Consider the following 19,559-nt stretch of genomic DNA (forward strand, 5'->3'; position numbering starts at 1 on the left):
GCGCAACCCTCGCTAGAACCGGGTGGTCATCGTGACCTGGATCGAGCGTCCGGCGCCCGGGATGTAGTGGCCGCTGTAGAGCGCATCGGCGTAAAACTTGTTCGCGACGTTGTTGACGTTGAGCTTGAACGCGACCGCGTCGCTGAGCGTGTACTCGGCCATCAGGTCGCCGGTGACGAACCTGGGCGCGACGATGCCGGCGGGGTTGCGGTTCGGCGTCTGCGAGCTGCGCGCGTTCAGGCCGCCGCCCAGGCGCAACGCCGGCGTGAACTGGTAGGTCGTCCAGAACGTGCCGCTGTGGCGCGGGGTCAGCGACGAGCGGGTGCCCGCCCCTTCGCCGACGCCGGCGACCGAACCCGGCGCACCGATGTCGATCTTCGCGACCGGCGTCCAGGCATAGGACGCGAACACCTCCCACGCCGGCGTGATGCGGCCGGCCGCCTCGAGCTCGAGGCCGGCGGCGTGGCGCTTGCCGGAAAGCAGCGCGGCGGTGGCGGCGCTGTCCGGATCGCGATTGCGCTCGTTCGTCTTGATGCTGTAGAAGGCCGCGACGCGCGTGCTCAGCTTGCCGCCGAACCAGTCGACCTTGCCGCCGAGTTCGTAGTTCTCGCTGCCTTCGGGCGGCGTGTTCGCGGTCTGCGCGTCGTACTGGTAGGTGTCGCCCGAGGTGTTGAAGGAGGTGCCGTACGAGAAGTGGAAAGAGGTCTCGTCGGTCGGCTGGTAAAGCACGCCGAAGCGCTTGCTCCACAGCTTGTCCGAGCGGCCGCGGTCGGCGAGCTGCGTGCCGACCGGCGGCGGATTCGGCACCGCCGTCGTCGGCTCGGCGGTCTGGAAGGTCTGGTAGCTGCCCTTGAAGTAGTCCCAGCGCAAGCCGCCGAGCAGCTTCCAGTGCGGCGCGACTTCCACCAGATCCTGGAAGTACACGCCCAGCGCTTTCGCGTCGAACGCGCTCGCCTGGCGCTTCAACCGCAGGCTTTCGTCGACGCTGTTGGGGTTGCCGCCGTCCAGCGTGAACGGCACGGCGTTCTTGTTCAGCACGGCGCCGGCGGGCAGCGCCGTGGCGTAGCCGTGGAACACCTCGTGCGCGGCATCGACGCCGGTCAGCACGTTGTGCTTCATGCCGAACCCGCCGAACTGGTTGCTGTAGTCGCTCTGCGCGTAGGTGGTCGTCATGTCCTGAACCTTGTTGTTCGGACCGTTCTCGACCAGGCGCGTCGCGCCGTTCACCGTGTCCAGGCCGGGCGCGGCGACGATCGGGCCGTTGGCCGCATTCGCGTTCATATAGAAGCGGATCGTGCCGGCGCGCTGGTCGCGGTCGTAGCGGCCGTGGCGGATGGCCGACTTGAGCTCGCCGCCGTCGGCGAAACGGTGCGTCCAGCCGGCGGTCGCGAGCGCGGCGCCGCCGGCGTTGTAGTCGCTCGCGGCCTGGTAGTAGGCGTGGTTCGGATCGAGGCGGGTGTCGATCGACGACGGGTTCGCGCCGGTCTGCGTCTGGGTCTGCTTGACCCACGGCAGGCCGTAGTTGATGCCGTTGTTGTTGCGCAGGTAATAGCCCGACACGTGGAACTCGTCGTCGGTGCCGATGCCCCAGCGGAAGCTCGGCGCGAGACCCTGCTTGTCGAGCTTGTTGCCGTCGTTGGTGGCCTGCGTGACCATCGTGTTGACGCGCAGCGCCGAGGCGTCGCCGGTCTTCAGGTTGAAGTCGCCGGTGAAGCGCATGAAGCTGCCGGTGCCGGCCGTGAAGTCGACCTGCGATGCGTTCGCCAGGAACGGCATCTTGCTGACCTGGTTGACCACGCCGCCGGTCGAGCCGCGCCCGAACAGCATCGAGGCCGAGCCGCGCAGCAACTCGATGCGGTCGAAGCTGAAGGTGTCGCGCTCGTAGAACGCCGGGTCGCGCAGGCTGTCGGCGTAGATGTCGCCGCTGGCGGCGAGCGAGAAGCCGCGCAACCGGATGTCCTCCTCGCCGCCCTCGGCCGCGAGGAACGAGACGCCGGCGGTCTGGTGCAGTGCTTCCTTCAGCGTGTCGATGCGGCGGTCCTCCATCAGCTTCTCGGTGATCACGGTCACCGATTGCGGGATGTCGCGCAGATCCTGCGTGCCCTTGCCGATCGTCGAGGTGGCGGCGCGCAGCGAGTTCGCGTCGGTCTCGGCCTTGCCGTTGACGACGACCGGCGTCAGCGTCACCGACGGCGCAGCCGCCACGACCGCGGTCTGCGCGCCGACCGGGCCGGCCAGCAGGCCGAAGCCGGCCGCCAGCGCGCCGAGCGGCAACAGCCGCGGTGCGGCCGGTGGAAGGAATGGGGTGGACATGGGGACGGTCGGCACGTGAGGCTCCTTGGACAAGGGGTCGGCACGGGCTGGCGATGGCGGGCTGGTGCGAGAGGCGAAGAACGGAACGGGGCGCTACTTGGTCAGGATCAGCTTTCCGAGCGCGGTCAGTTTCAGGCGATAGATCACGCCACCATGGTCGATGCGCAGTTCGGTCGCGCCGCGAAACAGCGCGTCGCTGGCCACCGTGCGGGCATCGCCCTGGGCGGCGGGCACCGGCGACACCTCGCCGCGTGGCGCATCGAGCGCGTCAGCGGCAGGGGTCGACGGAGGCGCGCGGTGGTTCGACATCGGACACGGATATTAACACTAATGCGAACCATTCCTATTCACGAATTGCACCCCGCGCGCGGCGCGGTATTCTTCGCGCATGAAAATCATCGTCCGCTGGCTCCTGCTCGCCGCCGCCCTGCTGCTGGTGGCCTACCTCTACCCCGGCGTGACGGTGAACAACTTCACCTCTGCGCTGATCGCGGCGTTCGTGCTCGGCTTGCTGAACACGCTGCTGCGGCCGATCCTGGTGCTGCTGACGCTGCCGGTCACGGTGCTCACGCTCGGCCTGTTCCTGTTCGTGATCAACGCGCTGATGTTCTATTTCGCCGCGTCGATGCTCGACGGGTTCCACGTCGCCGGCTTCGTCGCCGCGCTGATCGGCTCGCTGCTCTACAGCCTGTGCGGGATGGTGATCGACGTGGCGATGGAACGAATCTTCTCGCGCTGACGCCTAGCGGCGCGCGGCGGCCGGCGTCGCCCTGACGCCCGCGCCACGCACCTCGAACCGCACGGTCTCGACGACCGCGCCGTCGCGCCCCAGCAGCGCGAGCTCGTGCCGGCCCGGCCACGGTGCCCACGTGATCCGGCGCGCCTGGCCCAGGCGCCTGCCGTCGAGCATCCACACGCCGGCGGCCCCTTCGAAGGTGATGCGCTGCGCGGCGGGCGGCATGTCCGGGTCGAGCGCGAAGATGCTGCCGTCGCGCGGGCTCGCGATGCCGAAGCGCTGCGACTGCGCCACCTGCACGCCGGCGCGCTGCACGGCCTGCTCGGTGCCGGCGATGAAGAACTCGCCGCGCGCCGGCTCGCGCTGCGCGTCGAACGCGACGCGTGTCGCGACCACACCGGCCGGCGCACGCGGCGCGCGTGACGGCGCAGCCGCATGGAGTCGCTGCACCAGCGCGTGCCAGATCGGCGCGGCGCCGCTCACGCCGCTGACGTCGTGCATCGCCGCGCCGCTGGCGTTGCCGATCCAGACGCCGACCGTGTAGCGGTCGGTGAAGCCGACGCACCAGTTGTCGCGCATGTCCTTGCTGGTGCCGGTCTTGACGGCCGCGAAGCCGCGCGTCGCGAGCAGGTTGTTCAGGCCGAAGGTGCGCACGCGGGCATTGTTGTCGGCCAGGATGTCGGTGACGAGGAACACCGCGGCCGGGTCGGCCACGCGGACCGTCGCGGTGGCGTGGCCGGCGAGCGCGACCGGCGCATAGCGCCCGCCGTTCGCGAGCGCGCGGTAGGCGTTGGTCAGCGCGAGCAGCGTCACGTCCGCCGCGCCGAGCGCGAGCGCGTTGCCGTAGAAGCCGCCGGGCTTCGGCAGCGCGAATCCGAGCGCGTTGAAGCGTGCGACCAGCGTGTCCGGCCCCAGCATCGCACCGACGCGCACCGCCGGCACGTTCAGGCTCGCGCCGAGCGCGGTGCGCGCGCTGACCCAGCCCTTGAAGTCGTGGTCGTAGTTCTGCGGCAGGTACAGGCCGTTCTGGGTTTCGAGCTGCGCGGGCGAATCGTCGATCAGGCTGGCCGGCGTGATCAAGCGCCGCTCGAACGCGAGCGCGTAGACGAAGGGCTTGAGCGTCGAGCCGGGCTGGCGGCGCGCGAGCACGCCGTCGACCTGCGCCGCGCCGGACAGGTCGCCGCTCGAGCCGACCCAGGCGCGGACCTCGCCGCTGGCGTTGTCGAGCACGACGATCGCGCCGTCCTCGACGTTGCGACCGGCCAGCTCGCCGAGCTGCTGCCGCAGCGCCGCGACCGAGACGCGCTGCAGGCCGGCATCGAGCGTGCTGCGCTGCACCGCCGCGCCGCCGGCTGCGACCACTTGGCGCGCGAAATGCGGCGCCAGCTGCTCGCCCAGCGGCATGCCGCCGCGGCGCGCGAGCGCGGTCGCGGCCAGCGCGTTGACGCCCGTGCAGGGTTGCGATTGCAGCTGCAGCACGCCGCAGGCGCGTTGCGCGACGGTCTCGGCGCTGGCGTTCGGCCCGCGCAGCAGCGCTGCGGCGATCGCCGCCTCGTGCACGTCGAGGCCGCTCGGGTGCTTGCCGAACAGCGTCAGGCTCAGTGCGTCGATGCCGACGACCTCGCCGCGGAACGGCACCGAATTGAGGTACGCCTCGAGGATCTCGCTCTTGTTCCAGCGCGCGTCGAGCTGCGCCGCGGTCAGCGCCTGGTCGATCTTCTGCACGACGCTGCGGCCCCCGGCGGGCCGCGCGAGGCCGTTGTCGAGGAGGCCGGCGAGCTGCATCGTCAGCGTCGATGCGCCGCGCGTCTTCGTGTTCCAGAGGTTGCCCCAGGCGCTCTTCGCGACCGCGCTCCAGTCGACGCCGGCGTGCTCGTAGAAGCGGCGGTCCTCGCTGAGCACGATGGCCTGCAGCAGCGCGGGGGACATCCCGTCGAGCGGCACCCACGGCAGGCGGCGCACGGTCTTGTCGACGCGCAGGGTCTGGATCGGCACGCCGGTGCGGTCGGTCAGCGTGACGTCGGACGGGCGATGGGCGGCGCGCACCTGCTCGAAGGTCGGCAACGCGCTCGCCGCGGTGGACGCGCCGAGCAGCGCCACCGCGATCGAAGCGCGCCATCGCCTCACGGCCGGACCTCGAGCGCCGCGTTCGGCGACTCGCCGAAGCTCTCCGGCGCGTACATCGCCTCGACCCGCGTCGGCGGCAGCGAGAACTGGCCCGGGTTGTTCAGCCGCACCGTGTACTCGATGACATGCTTGCCCTTCGGCATGAACTCGAAATAGCTGCGGAAGGCCTCGAACCCGCGCTCGTCGAACGCCGGCCAGGCGCTGCCGGCGCGCCGCTCGGTGCGGGTCGCGATCGCCGAGTCGCGGCCCAGGCCGCTGCCGAGGATGGTCGCGCCGCCCGGCACCGGGTCGCTGACGACGACCCAGGTCATGTCGCTCTGCGCGTCGACCTCGATGCGCACGCGGACCACGTCGCCGCGCGACCAACCCGCCTTGTCCTTCTGCTCGACCGGGCTGACGCTGCGAACCACGCTGTAGCCGGCGCGCAGCGGCGCGCGCAGCGGGATCGCGGCCAGACTCTGCACTGTCAGCCACGGCTTGCCGGTGCCGTCCTGCGCGACGTTCAAAGGCCCCGGCGCGGCCGGCCACGCCAGCATCATCGAGCCGCCGTTCGGACTCTTCGCCCAGTCGATCGCGCCGCTGCGGTCGGCCAGTGTCGCGGCGGTGCGGCCGCCGACCTTGACCGACTCGAACTTCGCCGAGAACTTGTCGAGCGCGAGCGAGCCCCACAGGTTCGCGGTCGTCGTCAGCCACGCGCCGGCGCGCTGGCGGCTCAGCGCGCCGACGACCATGCGCGGGACGTCCTCCTTCCACGCCGGGTCGTCCATCACCGCGAGGATGAGCCGCGCGGCGTTCGCGTCGGCGCTGTCCATCAGCCACCACCAGAAGTCGTCCTGCTCGTTGCTGAACTTCAGCGTCGTGCCGGCATACGTCAGGCGGCTGCGCAGGATCTGGTTCGCCTCGTCGATGCGCTTCGCCGCGTTCGGCACGCCGTCGAGCTGGCGCAGGAGGCGCAGCCAGTCGATCACCGCGGCGGTCGGCCAGGTGTTGGGCGTGAGGTTGACCGAGCCGAGCATCTTCGGCTGCGCGCGGCCGTAGCGCGAGAGCGCCTCGATCGCCGCGATCTTGCGCACGTCCAGGTCGGCGCGCGGCGACCAGAAGCTGCGCTCGATGCGGCCTTCGACGAACGCGGCGAGGCCGCCGAGCATCGCGTCGCGCGCCGGCGCCGGCAGCTCGAAGCCGGCCTCGTGCGTCGCGGCGAGCACGTAGGCGGTGAGCCGGTCGCTGCCGCGCGGGCCGTCCTCGGCGCGCGGCGGGAAGTAGCTGGCCAGGCCGTCGCTGTCGAGGTAGGTCGGCAGCGCGCCGGCGACCGCGGCCCACAGCTTGGCGTCCTTCAGGCCGACCGCCTTCGAGGTCTTCTGCTCCAGGCAGATGAACGGGTAGGTTTCGAAGTAGCGGCGCATGCCGGGCAGCGCGCCGCTCAACTTGGGCTGCGTCGCGACCAGGATGCCGCCGCGCTTGGGGCCGTTGGCGGGCAGCGCGTCGGCCGGTGCGGCGATCGGCAGCGTCAGCGTGCCTTCGAGCTGCTGCAGCGTGGCCTGCAGCACGCGCACCGGCACGGCGGGCGCGACCAGTTGCGTGACCTTCACGCGGTCGCGCGCGCGTGCCGCGGCGGGCCCGGCGCCCTGCTCGTCGGCACCGGCTTCCCAGGTCACGCTGAACGCATCCGCCGGCACGCTGACCGGCCAGGCGAGTTCCTGCGCGCCGCCGGCCGGCACGACCACGTCCTGCGCGGGCACGTTCAGCGGCGTGCGGACGATGTCGGGCGCGGTGCCCGAGTTCACGGTGCCCTGCAGCGTCGCGTGGACCTTCATCTCGCGCGCGGTGGTGTTGCGCAGCGTCAGCATCGCGCCGAACTGGTCGCCCTCGCGCACCAGCGGCGGCAGGCCGGCCAGCAGCTGCAGGTCCTGTGTGACGCGGATGCTGGCGCTGCCGGTGCCGAACTGCTGCACGCCGGCATCCGCGATGGCCACGAGCCTGAAGCTGGTCAACGAATCGTTCAACGGCACCTCGATCGTGGCCTCGCCATTCGCGTCCAGCAGCACGTCGCCCTTCCACAGCAGCAGCGTGTCGAACAGCTCGCGCGTGCTGCCACGCCCGCCGCCGCCGCCGGCCGCGACCGCCTTGCGGCCGTAGTGGCGCCGGCCGATGATCTCGCTCTGCGCGGTGCTGGTCTCCACACCCCAGGCGCGCGGCTTGATCATCGTGTTCAGCAGGTCCCACGAATCGTTCGGGCGCAGCGCGAGCAGGCCCTCGTCGACCGCCGCGAAGGCCACACTGGTACCGGCCAGCGGCTTGCCGCCGAACGCCACCCTGACCTTCGCGACCGCCTTCTGCCGCACCGAATACTGCGGCTTGTCGGTCGTCACGCTCACCTGCAGCTCGTGCGCCTTCAAGCCGATCTTCAGCGCCGCGACGCCGAGCTTGAACGCCGGCTTCGCGAGGTCGACCATCGCGGTCGGCGCCTGGTAGTCACGGCCCTCGACGCGGAACGCGCGCCACCAGTTCAGCGGCTCCTTCCAGCCCCAGGTGAACAGCGAGTACCACGGCACCTCGCGCAGGCGCCCGCGCAGCGCGAGCACGCTGACGTACACGTTCGGACCCCAGCTCGGCTCGATCTTGAGCTCGACGGTCGGGTCGTCGCCGCGCAGCGTGACGACGCGCGTGTCCAGCACGCCCTCGCGCTCGACCGCCACCAGCGCCGTCGCCTCGCGGAACGGCATGCGGACCTGCAGCTTCGCCGTCTCGCCCGGTTCGTAGCGCTTCTTCTCGGGCAGCGGGTCGATGCGGTCGTCGTTGTCCTGCGCGAACCAGAGCTCGCCCTGCTTCGTGACCCAGAGGCTGGCGGCGGCCTGCGCGGCGTTGCCAGCGGCATCCTTGCTCGACGCGATCAGCTCGACCTGGCCGGCGGTGTCGAGCTCGGCCTCGCAGGCGAGCAGCCCGCGGTCGTCCGTCTGGCCGCTGCACAGCGCGCCGAGGTCCTTCTGCTCGGTGCGGTTGTCGTAGGCGTAGAAGCCGCCGACCATGCGCTTGCGCGTGCTGATCACCTGGCTCAGGCGGCCGCGCACCTCGATGGCCTGGTTCCTGATCGGCTGGCCCTGGGTGTCGAGCGCGACGGCGCTGAAGCGGGCCTTGCCGCGGCCGCTCGCCCACGAGCCGGTCTTGACGCCGAGCACCACCGCGCTCGGCCACAACGGGATCGTGGTCGCGACCGTCTGCACTTCGCCGTTCGGGTCGTTGTAGGTCAGCTCGGCGGTGACCTCGCTGGCGCGCCTGGTCGGCGGCAGGTCCTTCAGCGTGAAGTTGGCGGCGCCGTTGCGGTCGGTCGTCAGCGCGAGCTTGTCGGCGATCAGCTTGCCGTCGCGTGCCTCGGGTGCGGTCTCGCTGTCCTCTTCGTCGCGGGACGCGGGCGTGGCGGCCGGGTCGCGCGGCGGCTCGAACGAGAACTCCTCGTAGCCGGCGAACGCGACGCTGCGGCTCTTCAGCAGTGCCGACGCGCGCGCCGGCTGCTGCACCATCGGCCCGCCGGAGAAGTAGTTGAGCTGCGCGGCGATCGGCAGCTCCTTCGGTGCGACCGCGACCGCCTTCGGCCCGGTCAGGCGCGCATCGACCAGCGGCAGGCGGAACTCCTCGACGCGAAAATCGCCGCTGGTCCACTCGCGGCGGCGCTTCGCGTCAGCGCTTTCGCGCACGAGCACGACGTTGTAGACCCCGAGCTTGGCGGCCGGCGGGATCGCCCAGGTGGCGAGCGCATGGCGCGCGCCGTTCCACTTCAACGGCTGCACGAACTCCTGGCCGGTGCCGGCGTGGACGATCTTCATGCGCGTCGGCAGGTCCTCGGGCTTCAGCGCGGCGAGGCCGGCCGAGGTCTCGGTGCGCGCGAAGTGCTTCATCGACACCGTCTCGCCGGCACGGAACAGCGTGCGGTCGAACACCGTGGCGGTGCGCACGTCGGGCTCGACGCCGCGGCCGACCGGCACGTTGAAGCGCCACGATTCGATGCCCTTCTGCCAGCTGCTGAACACGAACGCGGTGTCGACCACACCCTTCGCATCGGCCTGGCGCGCGGTGACGAACAGGCCCGATTCGGCCGGGCAGACCGCCACGTCCGCGTCAAGCGCCTGAGGAATCCGGGCCAGCCCGTTCGCGTCGGTGCGGCCGGACCACAGCTTGCGACCGGTGCAGTCGTTGACGACGACCTCCGCGCCGTCGACCGGCTTGCCGCGATCGAGCGAGGTCACCCACGCCAGGCTGTTCTCGCGCCCGAGCTTGAAGTGCACGCCGAGGTTGGTGACCAGCACGCCGGTGCGCACGAACATCGGCGCGCGCTTGTCGAGCAGCGACTGGCCGAGCCGCAGCGACTCGATCTCGACGACGTGATAGCCCGGCTCGGCGATCGGGATGCCGACAACCTCGAACGGCCGCGGGTCGCCGCCGTTCAATTGCGGCAGGTCGAGGCGCTTCGCGGACGCGTCCTTGTTCAGCAGCGAGAGCTCGCGGGTCGCGACGAACCGCTCCGCCTTGCGCTTGATCGGCCGGCCGCGCGCGTCGGTGTCGGTCTCGGTCGTGAACCACTGCGACTCGGGCAGGCCGGCGTCCTTCGCGCTGATGCGGCTCTCGTCGTAGCGGCGCAGCGTCGCGAACCAGGCGAGGATGTCGGCGTCGGTCTGCAGGTGCTTGATGCGCACCTGGCCGCCCGGCGCCGCGGGCCTCAGGTCGCCTTGCACATGACGCACCGTGACCGGCAACAGCGGGTCGGCCGCCTCGATGACGCCGAACGGCGCCGCGGCGAACTTGGCGATCGGCGGGGCCTCGCCGGTCGCGACCTGAAGCGGGAACATCGACGCGTTGTCCAGCGTCCGGCCGGCGTTGTCCTTGAGGTCGGCCGGCAGCGCGATCGTGAACGCCGCGCGTTCCGGCAGCGGGATCGGGAACGTGACGGCGCTGACCTCGGTCGACTTGTCGTCCTTGTCGAACACCGGCGCGAGCGCGCCGCCGGACGGCGGATTCAGCCGCAGCTTCGCCGCCGTCTCGCGCGCGACGGGCGCCGAGAAGCGCACCGTCATCGGCCGGATCGGCAGGCACGGCGCGTTCGCGTTCTCGCGCTCGCAGCTGAACTCGGCCGTGAACGCCGGGCGCACCGTGAAGCGGTAGCGCTGCTCGATCGTCGTTGCGATCTTCGGGTTCGCGACGCCGGTGATGCCCTGGCCCCAGGTCAGCCGCACCGCCGCGGCGTGGGGCAGCGGGCGCTTGCAGGCCAGGATCAGCGTGCGCTCGATTTGCTCCTTCTTGTCGATGCCGCGCGTCTTCAGCAGCGCGGCGCGCGCGTCGCCCCCGATCACGGTGACGCCGATCCGCTCGCCGATGCCCTCGACCTCGCACCAGGCGTTGGCGAGCACCGTGCGCTCGACCGCCGCGCCGTTCAGGCGCAGCAGGAAATACTGGTCCTCGGCGATCTGCGAGCCGTCGTACGGCTGCATCGAGACGATGGCCGGGCCGCCGGTGTTGAAGCTGTACTCGGCCGGGCCGGTCAGCGCGCCGTTCAGCGGCTTCCAGTCGCTGCGCGCCTTCAGCGTGCAGCGCGTGCCGGGCGGCAGCGGCTCGCGGAAGTCGTAGAGCCAGACGCGGTCATTGGCCCAGCGGCCGGCGCCGGCCGGCACCGCGCCCTGGCAGGCGAGCGCCATCGGGTCCGGCAGGCGCAGGTCGCCGAACGCGACCACGGCCTCCGAGAACTTCACGGTGATCTGCCGCACCTGAGCGACCTCGCCTTGCGGCGTGACCGCGGCGATGGTCGCGGCGTGTGCCGGCGGCACGGCGGCGAGCGCCGCCAGGAATGCAATGACTGTGGGCCAGGCCCGGAACTTCTCGACGACTGACCGCATGCACCGACTCCCTGATTCGCGCCGGGTCCGGCCCGGCGTCGCGAGAGTCTACGAGCGGTGCCGCACTACTTGAGCGACTTCTCGTCGGCCTTGCGCTGGCGCAGTTGCGCATCGACATCACGCAGCCGCGCGTCGATCACCGAGACGTCGATGAAGTCGACGGCGCCGCCGCTGCGGGCGCGGCGCTGGCCGGCGCGCAGGCGGTCGGCCGCGCCCTCCAGGTCGCCGAGCGCGACCCGCGATTCGGCATCGGCGCGCAGCGCCCGCAGCGGCTGGCCGAGACGCTCCTCGGTCTGGCTCAGCGCGGTCCACGCGAGCGAGTCGGTCGGCCGGATCGCCGTCCAGGTGCGCAGTTGCTCAGCCTGCTGGCGCAGTGCCGGGCTGTCGGGCGCCTGCCGGGGCACCGCGGCCAGCGTCGCCTGCGCCGCCAGCAGCAGCGTCGGCCGCGAACCGTCGGTGCGGTACGGATCGAGCACCGCGGTGGCGCGCGAGACATCGCCGCGCGCCAGCAGCGACTGCACGTTCAGCAGCGCGACCGCGCGTTCGGCGCGCGCGTTGCCGCGCACCAGGGCGGCGGCAGCCCCGATCGACGCGTCGGCGCGCGACCAGTCGCGCAACAGCGTCGAGGCGAGCGCGCTCGAGTAGGCCGAGAGCAGTTTCTCGCCGGTGGTGGTCGCGATGCGGTCGCCATCGAGCGCCTGCCAGCGGCGCAGCGCGTCGAAGCGCGAGTCCATCAGCACCCGCGCACGGGCCTGCGCGGCGATGTGCTCCAGCTGCGCCGGCGTCGCGGGCAGCGCGACCACCGCACTGGCGGCACTGGCCGCGCCGGCCGTGCCCATGCGCGCGCGCGCCTCGCCGATGCGCTCGCTCGTCAGCGGGTGGCTGCGCAGGTACGGGTAGCCGCCGAAGTCGTTCAGCCGCGAGGACTGCTCGAGCTTCTCGAACATCGCCGCCATGCCGCCGGGTGCGAAGCCGGCGCCGGTCATCACCTGCCAGCCGACGCGGTCGGCCTCGCGCTCCATGTCGCGCGAGAAGTTGAGCTGGCCCTGAGCCGCCAGCGCCTGGCTGCCGACGACTGCCGCATTGGCGGCGTCGATGCTGCTGTTGCCGGCACGGCTCGCGACGACCAGGCCCGCGAGCATCGCCGCGAGGCTGAGGATCGACTGGCGCTTGGCGTTGCCGATGCTGCGCGCGATGTGGCGCTGCGTGATGTGCGACATCTCGTGCGCCAGCACCGAGGCCAACTCGTCACGGCTGCCCGTCAGCGCGATCAGGCCGAGGTACACGCCGACGAAACCGCCCGGCAGCGCGAACGCGTTGACCTCCTTGTCGCGCACCAGGAACGGCTCCCACGCGAGGCGCTGGTCGATGTCGGCGCTCAGGTTGCCGCGCACGCGCGCCTGCGCGACCAGCGGCTGCCACAGCAACTGGACGTATTCGAGCAGCACGGGGTCGTCGAGGTAGTCCGGGTCGGCGCGGATCTCGCGCATGATCTCGGCGCCGAGCTTGTGTTCGGTCGCGATGCTGAAATCGTCACCCGACGGATCGCCCAGCGACGGCAGCTGGTTCTGCGCCCACACCGGCGGCAGCGTGCTCGGCAAGAGCAGCGCGAGGGCGGTGGCGGCGGCGACGAGGCGGCGCGGCAGCGGGCGGGGGCGATCGGGTGGTGTCGACACGGAGGTGGGCTGCGAAAGCGCGTGGCTATGATGCCGCACAAACGTTTCGAGGATGTTTCGCGCCATGAGTTCAACGCCGCCCGCATCGCCTGCCGCCTCGCCGCTGACGCATTTCGACGCGCAGGGGCAGGCGCACATGGTCGATGTCTCGGCCAAGGGCGAGACCCACCGCATCGCGCGCGCGACCGGCACGATCCGCATGCTGCCGGCGACGCTGGCGCTGATCGAGGGCGGGCAGGCGAAGAAGGGCGACGTGATCGGCGTCGCGCGCATCGCCGCGATCCAGGCCGCCAAGCGCACCGCCGAGCTGATCCCGCTGTGCCACCCGCTGCCGATCACCCGTGTGGCGGTCGAGTTCGAGACCGACCGGGCGACCAGCAGCGTGCGCTGCACCGCGCAGGTCGAGACGCTCGGCCGCACCGGCGTCGAGATGGAGGCGCTGACCGCGGTGCAGATCGGCCTGCTGACGGTCTATGACATGTGCAAGGCCGCCGACCGCGGCATGGTGATGGACGGGATCCGCGTGCTGGAGAAGCACGGGGGGAAGTCGGGGGATTGGGTCGCGGGCTGAGCGCGCGCGACCCGCTCAGCGAAAGTCCTCGAACTTGAACGCGCGGGCAGGCGCCAGGCACTGGAACGGCAAGGCCGAACCGGGTGCGGGCGGCGCGTCGCACGGCGCAAAGAAGTCGGCCGACTGGTCGTTGCGGAACTCGCGCAGGCGCTGCGCGAGGTAGCGCGCGTGCTCGGTGTCGCCGGCCTGATCGAGCGCGGTGGCCCAGGCCTGCAGCAGGCGCGCGTCGAGCAGGTAATGCGGTGCGCCGAGGAAGGCCGGCATCACGTCGGCCGGGTGCTCGCTGGTGGTGGCCGCGGCGTAGTCGGCGTGGTGCGAGAAGAAGATGCTCTTGCGACCGTCGACGATGCGCTGCGCCAGCGCCGGCGAACCGGCGGACGGCGAGAAGATCACGACGACGCGGGCGTAATCGACCACCGACAGCGCGCCGCCCAGCATCAGCGCGACCGCGCCGATCAGGAGCCCGTTCACGCCGCCGCGCTTCGCCGCAGGCGCATCGACCGGCGGTGACGCGAGGCACAAGCCGAACGCGAAGGCGGCCGGCAGCAGGTAATAGGCATACCAGAGCGGGTACTCGAGCAGGCTGTGCACGAGGATCAGCAGCACCATCGCGAACGCCGCCGGCCGCAGCAGCGACTCGCCGGGCGCGGCATCGCCAGGCACCGGCGCACGCGCCGCGCGCCAGGCGATCGACAGTGCATACAACATCAGCCCGAGCACCAGCGCGCCGAGCGGAATGCCCAGTTCGACGAGGAACTGCAGCGGCAGGTTGTGGGTGTGGTCGAAGAACGCGACCGGGCGGCCGGGGAACGGCGTCAGCGTCCAGGCGAAGTTGAATTCGCCGAAGCCGACGCCCGTCCACGGGTGCATGCGGATCAGCGCCAGCGTGTTCGACCAGATGCCGAGCCGCGAGCTCGACACGTCGCCCTGCGTGCTGAAGCGCGTCTCGCCACCGAACACGTGGTGGCTGGCATCGGCCCAGACGCCGGTGCCGTACCAGAACACGAAGTAGATCAACGGCGCGAGCCCGAGCAGCCAGCGCGCCGGGCGCGACAGGCGACGATCGAGCAGCGCCCAGGCGGTGAGCAGCAGCATGCTCAGCGCACCGGTGCGCGAGGCCGTCAGCACGACGACGAAGACGAACAGCAGGGCGAGCGCGTTCACCAGCCAGCGCCGCAGCACCTGCGCCTCGCCCAGCCACGCCGCCGCGACGACGGCCCACAGCAGCAGGCTGCTCAGGTGGTTGGGCTGCCGCATGTTGCCGACCGCGCGGCCCTCGATGTACGTGCGTGCGATCCAGTTGCCGTCGGTCCAGCCCGGCGCGAACACCTGGATCAGCCCGACCGCGCTGCTGAGCGTCCCGGCCACGACCAGCCCGAGGCACAGCGCGCGAAACGCGGGTACCGCGAACCCGTCCCCCTGCGCGCGCGCGCCCGCCTGCACCGCCAGCATCGCCGCGGCGATCATGCCGGCCGACGACAGCGACAGCGACCAGGGCAGGTCGGCCCACAGCGGGGAAGCCAGCGCAGAAGCCAGCAGCACGAGCAGCGCCGCCTGCAGCGACATCAGCCCGGCCGGCCGGCGGCCACGCGGCGCCCGGGCCAGCGACGCCGCCAGCACCGCCAGCCAGCCGCCCCAGCCGACCAGCGCGACGGCCTGGTTCAGGAAGGTGGAGGACGGTGGCAGGTTGAAGGCCAGCAGCATCGGCAGGCCGATGGCCAGGGAGGCCAGCGCGGGCCAGAACGGGGTGGTGGCGGTAACGGACAGGGGCGCAGAGGACGGAGTGGGCGGCATCGCCAGATTGTCCATGCCCCCGACGTAGGAGGCGCCCTACCGGGAAAAGCGCGGTGCCCGGATGGTGCGTCCCGGCCATCGACCGTAGCCTGCGAATCTCGATGCAGCGCCTCCATCCACCGTGTGCGCATCAATCCACTTGAACGAAGGAAGCAACATGACGACCAACCGATTCACCCTGCTGATCGCCGCCGCGACCACCGCCTTTGCCCTGAGCGCTGGCGCCGCCGAACCGACGACGATCACCAAGGACGAAGCGAAGAGCCTGAAAGCGCAGTCCGAAGGGCAGTACAAGGCGCGCAAGAACGTCGCCGAAGCCAACGAAGACCTGAACCGCGCGGACTGCAAGTCGGCCCTCGAAGGCAGCGCCAAGCGCGCCTGCGACAAGTCAGCCAAGCACGCGGCCAAGAGCGACAAGGCGGCGGCTAAGGCGGTGCACGAGATGGAAGAGAAGAAGATCGACGAGAAGAAATAGGCGAACGGTCGACAGGGTGTCGACACCGATGGCGAATCGTCTGGTCTTCAACTGACGAAGTCGATCCTGGTAGCGCCGAATTGCGCGGGAGTTGCGGATTCTGGAATGGTCAAGAGCTGGCTGGCGACCCGAGCCCTCCTAGCGCGGTGTTACGCTACTCGCATCTTCGGAGGCAACGGACGGCGAGCCTGTGAAACTTCTCTTGACCGGTGCGGCCGGATTTATCGGCATGGCCACCGCCTTGCGGCTACTGGCGCGTGGCGACGAGGTAGTCGGTCTGGATAACCTGAACGACTACTACGACGTACGCCTCAAGAGCGACCGGTTGGCGCAGTTGACGTTGAGCCCCCATTTCCGATTCGTGAAGCTTGATTTGGCGGACCGCGCGGGCATGGCGCAGCTCTTCGAAGTCGAACGTTTCGAGCGGGTCGTGCACTTAGCAGCGCAAGCCGGCGTTCGCCACTCATTGAAGGACCCCCACACATACGTCGAAAGCAATGTCGTTGGCTTCCTGAACGTGCTCGAAGGCTGCCGATACACCGACGTTCGCCACTTGGTGTACGCGTCGAGTTCCAGCGTCTACGGCGTCAACACGAAGCTTCCGTTTTGCGAGCACGACAGCGTCGATCACCCTGTAAACATTTACGCCGCCACCAAAAAATCGAACGAGCTGATGGCGCACAGTTACAGCCATCTCTTCGGCTTGCCGACCACGGGGCTTCGGTTCTTCACGGTGTACGGGCCTTGGGGCCGACCCGATATGGCGCCCTTCCTGTTTACGAAGGCAATCCTCGAGGGTCGTCCAATCGACGTATTCAATCACGGCCAGATGCGACGTGACTTCACCTACATCGAAGACATCTGCGAGGGCGTTGTGCGCGTGCTGGATCGCACGGCCGGCGCCGACGCCAACTTCAAACCCGCAACGCCCGACCCCGCTACCAGCAACGTGCCATATCGTTTGTTCAACATCGGCAATCACGAGTCCGTGCCGCTGCTCGAATTCATAGCAAGCATTGAGGTCGCGCTGGGGAAGAAGGCCGTTTTGAACATGTTGCCTCTACAGAACGGCGATCTGCCTGCTACTTACGCCGATGTCAATGCGCTGCACGACTGGGTCGACTTTGCGCCAAAGACGCAGATTCGCGACGGCATTGCCCGATTCGTTGATTGGTACCGCGACTACTACAACGTTTGAATTGACGTGGCGGCTGGAGCTGAAACCTAAGCGCCGTCGCTTCAATCCCCAGCTGCCCGGCACCTAATTTGTACAACATTCTGATCCTTCTGCAAGGATCATTGTTCAAGTCAAACAGAGACTGATATGAAGATTACTGTGATCGGCAGTGGCTATGTTGGTCTCGTTACGGGCGCATGCCTTGCCGAAATGGGCAATCACGTTGTGTGTGCGGACATTGACGAGAAAAAGATCGAGATGCTCAAGGCGGGCGGTATCCCTATCCACGAACCTGGCCTTGACAAGCTTGTGCATCGCAACGCGGAGGTAGGGCGTCTGCAGTTCACCACCGACATGGCGAGTGCCGTGTGCCATGGCACGATGCTGCTCATAGGAGTAGGCACGCCGCCCGAGGAAGATGGCTCAGCGGACCTGCGCCATGTACTCGCCGCAGCGCACAGTATTGGCACCCATATGACCGACTACAAGGTCGTCGTTGACAAGAGCACGGTACCGGTAGGCACGGCCGATAAAGTGCGCGCCACGATCGATGCCGAACTCGTACGCCGCGCGATCAACGTCGAGTTCGCGGTTGTCAGCAACCCGGAGTTCCTTAAGGAAGGCGCGGCGATCGACGACTTTATGCGTCCCGATCGCATCATCGTCGGCGCCGAGGACGAACGCGCAATTTTGCTGATGCGCGCGCTATACGCGCCGTTCACGCGCAACCGCGATCGGCTGCAGATCATGGACTTGCGCAGCGCCGAATTTACCAAGTACGCGGCCAACGCGATGCTCGCGACCCGCATCAGCTTCATGAACGAGTTGGCGCTGCTGGCGGAGCGCGTCGGGGCCGACATCGAACTGGTGCGCCGCGGCATGGGCAGCGATCCACGCATAGGCAGCTCATACCTCTACCCGGGAGCAGGCTACGGCGGCTCGTGCTTCCCGAAGGACGTTAAGGCCCTGCTTCGCACCGGACGCGACCATGGCATCGAACTTCGCTTGCTTGCCGCCGCGGAAGCCGCCAATGAGCGCCAGAAACGGGTGCTCGTCGACAAAGTAGTCGAGCGCTTCGGTGACGACTTGCACGGCCGAACATTCGCAATTTGGGGCCTGGCCTTCAAACCCGATACCGACGATATGCGGGAGGCGCCGAGTCTTGTCGTCGTGCGCGAGTTGGCGCGCCGTGGTGCCCGTCTACAGGCCTTTGATCCAGCGGCCATGGCGCAAGCGCGGCGCGTGTTGGAGGATGTGCCAGGGGTCGCGTACGCTGCAGACCAGAACGCGGCTCTGGCCGGCGCCGATGCGCTCATCATCTTGACCGAGTGGCGCGAGTTCCGTAGCCCCGACTTCCCGGTCATCCTAAGCGCGTTAAAGCACGCGCTGATCTTCGACGGTCGCAACTTGTTCGAGCCAACCACCGTCCGTGCACTGGGTATCGAGTACCACGCCATCGGGCGCGGTGTATCGGTCCGCGGGGCCGCGCCAGCCACTGCCGGCACTGCATAGGTCGCCTTGGCCATGGTATGCCCAGTTCATAAGCAGTTGCTCTTGAGGCTGTTTCGCACCTGCGCCCATTCAGGACTTTGCATCGTCGCCGATTCCGGTTCGAGCGAGCTGACACGCGGAGATGGCAGAGAGTTTCTCAGATGAGGGTGCTCCATGTGATCACGGCGTTAGGTATCGGCGGCGCCGAGCGCATGTTGTTGAAGTTGCTTGGCGCGCGCGCATTGTCGGGGTTCGACCAGCGTGTCATTGCGATGCTGCCGGGCGGCGCCATGGCTGCGCCGATGCGCGCCACCGGCGCCCGCGTGGATGAGCTGAATTTTCTGGGCCGACTGCCGTTGATCGAGGGCTCGGTCCGCCTGGCTCGGCTCGCGCGACGCGCCCAACCCGACTTGGTGCAGGGCTGGCTGTATCACGGCAATCTTGGCGCGTCGCTGGCGCACCGGGCGCTGGCGCGCCCTTTGCCGTTGGTATGGAGCATTCGTCAATCGCTTCCCAGCCTCGATGGTGAGAACCTGTTCGCGCGCATCGGCATCGCGCTAAATCGCGTCGGATCAGTTTGGCCAGATCGACTGCTGTTCAATTCGAACATCAGCCTAATGCAGCATCGGGTGCAGGGTTTCAATACTTCGCGCGCCGAGTATTTGCCAAACGGCTTCGACACTGCGGCATTCGCACCTGATGCCGCGAAGCGGGCGCGTTGGCGCGCGATCTGGGGCGCGGGCGAGGAAGATGTCGTATTTGGCATGTTTGCCCGCTATCACCCAGCAAAGGACCATGCCGGTTTCTTGCGCGCGGCTGCGCGAGCTCGCGACGTTCGACCAAACGTGCGTTTTGTGCTCGCAGGGACTGGCGTTGATGCGGACAACGCGGATATCGCTCGAGTGATCGCCGAAACCGGATTAGGCGAACGTGTCTGCCTGCTGGGCGAGCAGCGTGACGAGATTGCATCACTGCTGACGGGCCTGGATGTCTACGTCTCCGCGTCGGCGCGTATCGAGGCCTTTTCGAACTCGATCGGCGAGGCGATGAGCTGTGGGCTGCCGTGCGTTGTGACGAGCGTCGGCGATTCACCCCAAGTGGTCGGCGACTCCGGCTGTCAGGTGCCACCGAGCGACTGCGGCGCACTTGTCGACGCAATGGTCGCAATGGTCGACCGCGGATTGAGCGGCCGGGCCGAGTTGGGCAGCCGGGCGCGCCAGCGTGTACGTGCCGAGTTCGATATGGAGGTTGTCGCGCAACGTTACGCCGAGATATACCGAGCGCTTATCGACCCCGCCCAGAGCAAGGCAGGCTGAC

Annotated in this window: 12 protein-coding genes; 6 read left to right on the forward strand and 6 right to left on the reverse strand. The window is 69.3% G+C overall.

The window, feature by feature from the left end; all coding sequences use genetic code 11:
- Window positions 1-12: 12 nt before the first annotated feature.
- On the reverse strand, window positions 13-2,313 hold the full coding sequence (locus ACWH49_RS09650) for a TonB-dependent receptor (RefSeq protein WP_448171266.1): 2,301 nt from the start codon (window positions 2,311-2,313) through the stop codon (window positions 13-15).
- Window positions 2,314-2,406: 93 nt separating this feature from the next.
- Window positions 2,407-2,622, reverse strand: a complete 216-nt coding sequence (gene hemP, locus ACWH49_RS09655) for a hemin uptake protein HemP (RefSeq protein WP_448171267.1) — start codon at window positions 2,620-2,622, stop codon at window positions 2,407-2,409.
- A gap of 79 nt (window positions 2,623-2,701) precedes the next feature.
- Here hemP and ACWH49_RS09660 point away from each other — a divergent pair, with 79 nt between their 5' ends.
- Window positions 2,702-3,052, forward strand: a complete 351-nt coding sequence (locus tag ACWH49_RS09660; protein WP_448171268.1) for a phage holin family protein — start codon at window positions 2,702-2,704, stop codon at window positions 3,050-3,052.
- Between the two features lie 3 nt (window positions 3,053-3,055).
- On the opposite strand, the gene pbpC is transcribed toward ACWH49_RS09660, so the two are convergent.
- From pbpC to ACWH49_RS09675, 3 genes are all read right to left on the reverse strand, one after another.
- Window positions 3,056-5,176 carry a penicillin-binding protein 1C gene (gene pbpC, locus ACWH49_RS09665; RefSeq protein WP_448171269.1) on the reverse strand — a complete coding sequence of 707 codons (2,121 nt, stop codon included), beginning with the start codon at window positions 5,174-5,176 and terminating at the stop codon, window positions 3,056-3,058.
- The gene (locus ACWH49_RS09670; RefSeq protein WP_448171270.1) at window positions 5,173-11,058 is read right to left on the reverse strand and encodes an alpha-2-macroglobulin family protein; all 5,886 of its coding nucleotides are present in this window, start codon (window positions 11,056-11,058) and stop codon (window positions 5,173-5,175) included. Before ACWH49_RS09670 ends, pbpC begins: the two co-directional genes overlap by 4 nt.
- A gap of 65 nt (window positions 11,059-11,123) precedes the next feature.
- A complete protein-coding gene (locus tag ACWH49_RS09675; protein ID WP_448171271.1) occupies window positions 11,124-12,734 on the reverse strand; it encodes a M48 family metalloprotease in 1,611 nt (536 codons plus the stop codon).
- 64 nt (window positions 12,735-12,798) lie between these two features.
- On the opposite strand from ACWH49_RS09675, the gene moaC reads away from it, so the two are divergent.
- Window positions 12,799-13,305, forward strand: a complete 507-nt coding sequence (gene moaC / locus ACWH49_RS09680) for a cyclic pyranopterin monophosphate synthase MoaC (protein ID WP_056472060.1) — start codon at window positions 12,799-12,801, stop codon at window positions 13,303-13,305.
- Between the two features lie 15 nt (window positions 13,306-13,320).
- Here the strand turns inward: moaC and ACWH49_RS09685 are convergent, their stop codons facing one another.
- The gene (locus ACWH49_RS09685; protein ID WP_448171272.1) at window positions 13,321-15,114 is read right to left on the reverse strand and encodes a Wzy polymerase domain-containing protein; all 1,794 of its coding nucleotides are present in this window, start codon (window positions 15,112-15,114) and stop codon (window positions 13,321-13,323) included.
- 142 nt (window positions 15,115-15,256) lie between these two features.
- Here ACWH49_RS09685 and ACWH49_RS09690 point away from each other — a divergent pair, with 142 nt between their 5' ends.
- The 4 genes from ACWH49_RS09690 to ACWH49_RS09705 all read left to right on the forward strand — a co-directional run bounded on the left by ACWH49_RS09690 (window position 15,257) and on the right by ACWH49_RS09705 (window position 19,558).
- Entirely contained in the window at window positions 15,257-15,574 is a 318-nt protein-coding gene (locus ACWH49_RS09690) for a hypothetical protein (RefSeq protein WP_448171273.1), read from the forward strand.
- 190 nt (window positions 15,575-15,764) lie between these two features.
- Window positions 15,765-16,772: an NAD-dependent epimerase gene (locus ACWH49_RS09695; protein ID WP_448171274.1), complete on the forward strand. Its 1,008-nt coding sequence runs from the start codon at window positions 15,765-15,767 to the stop codon at window positions 16,770-16,772.
- Between the two features lie 126 nt (window positions 16,773-16,898).
- A complete protein-coding gene (locus ACWH49_RS09700; protein WP_448171275.1) occupies window positions 16,899-18,263 on the forward strand; it encodes a UDP-glucose dehydrogenase family protein in 1,365 nt (454 codons plus the stop codon).
- 140 nt (window positions 18,264-18,403) lie between these two features.
- On the forward strand, window positions 18,404-19,558 hold the full coding sequence (locus ACWH49_RS09705; protein WP_448171276.1) for a glycosyltransferase: 1,155 nt from the start codon (window positions 18,404-18,406) through the stop codon (window positions 19,556-19,558).
- The last annotated feature ends 1 nt before the right edge of the window (window position 19,559 follow it).

Source organism: Rhizobacter fulvus (genome assembly GCF_964020785.1).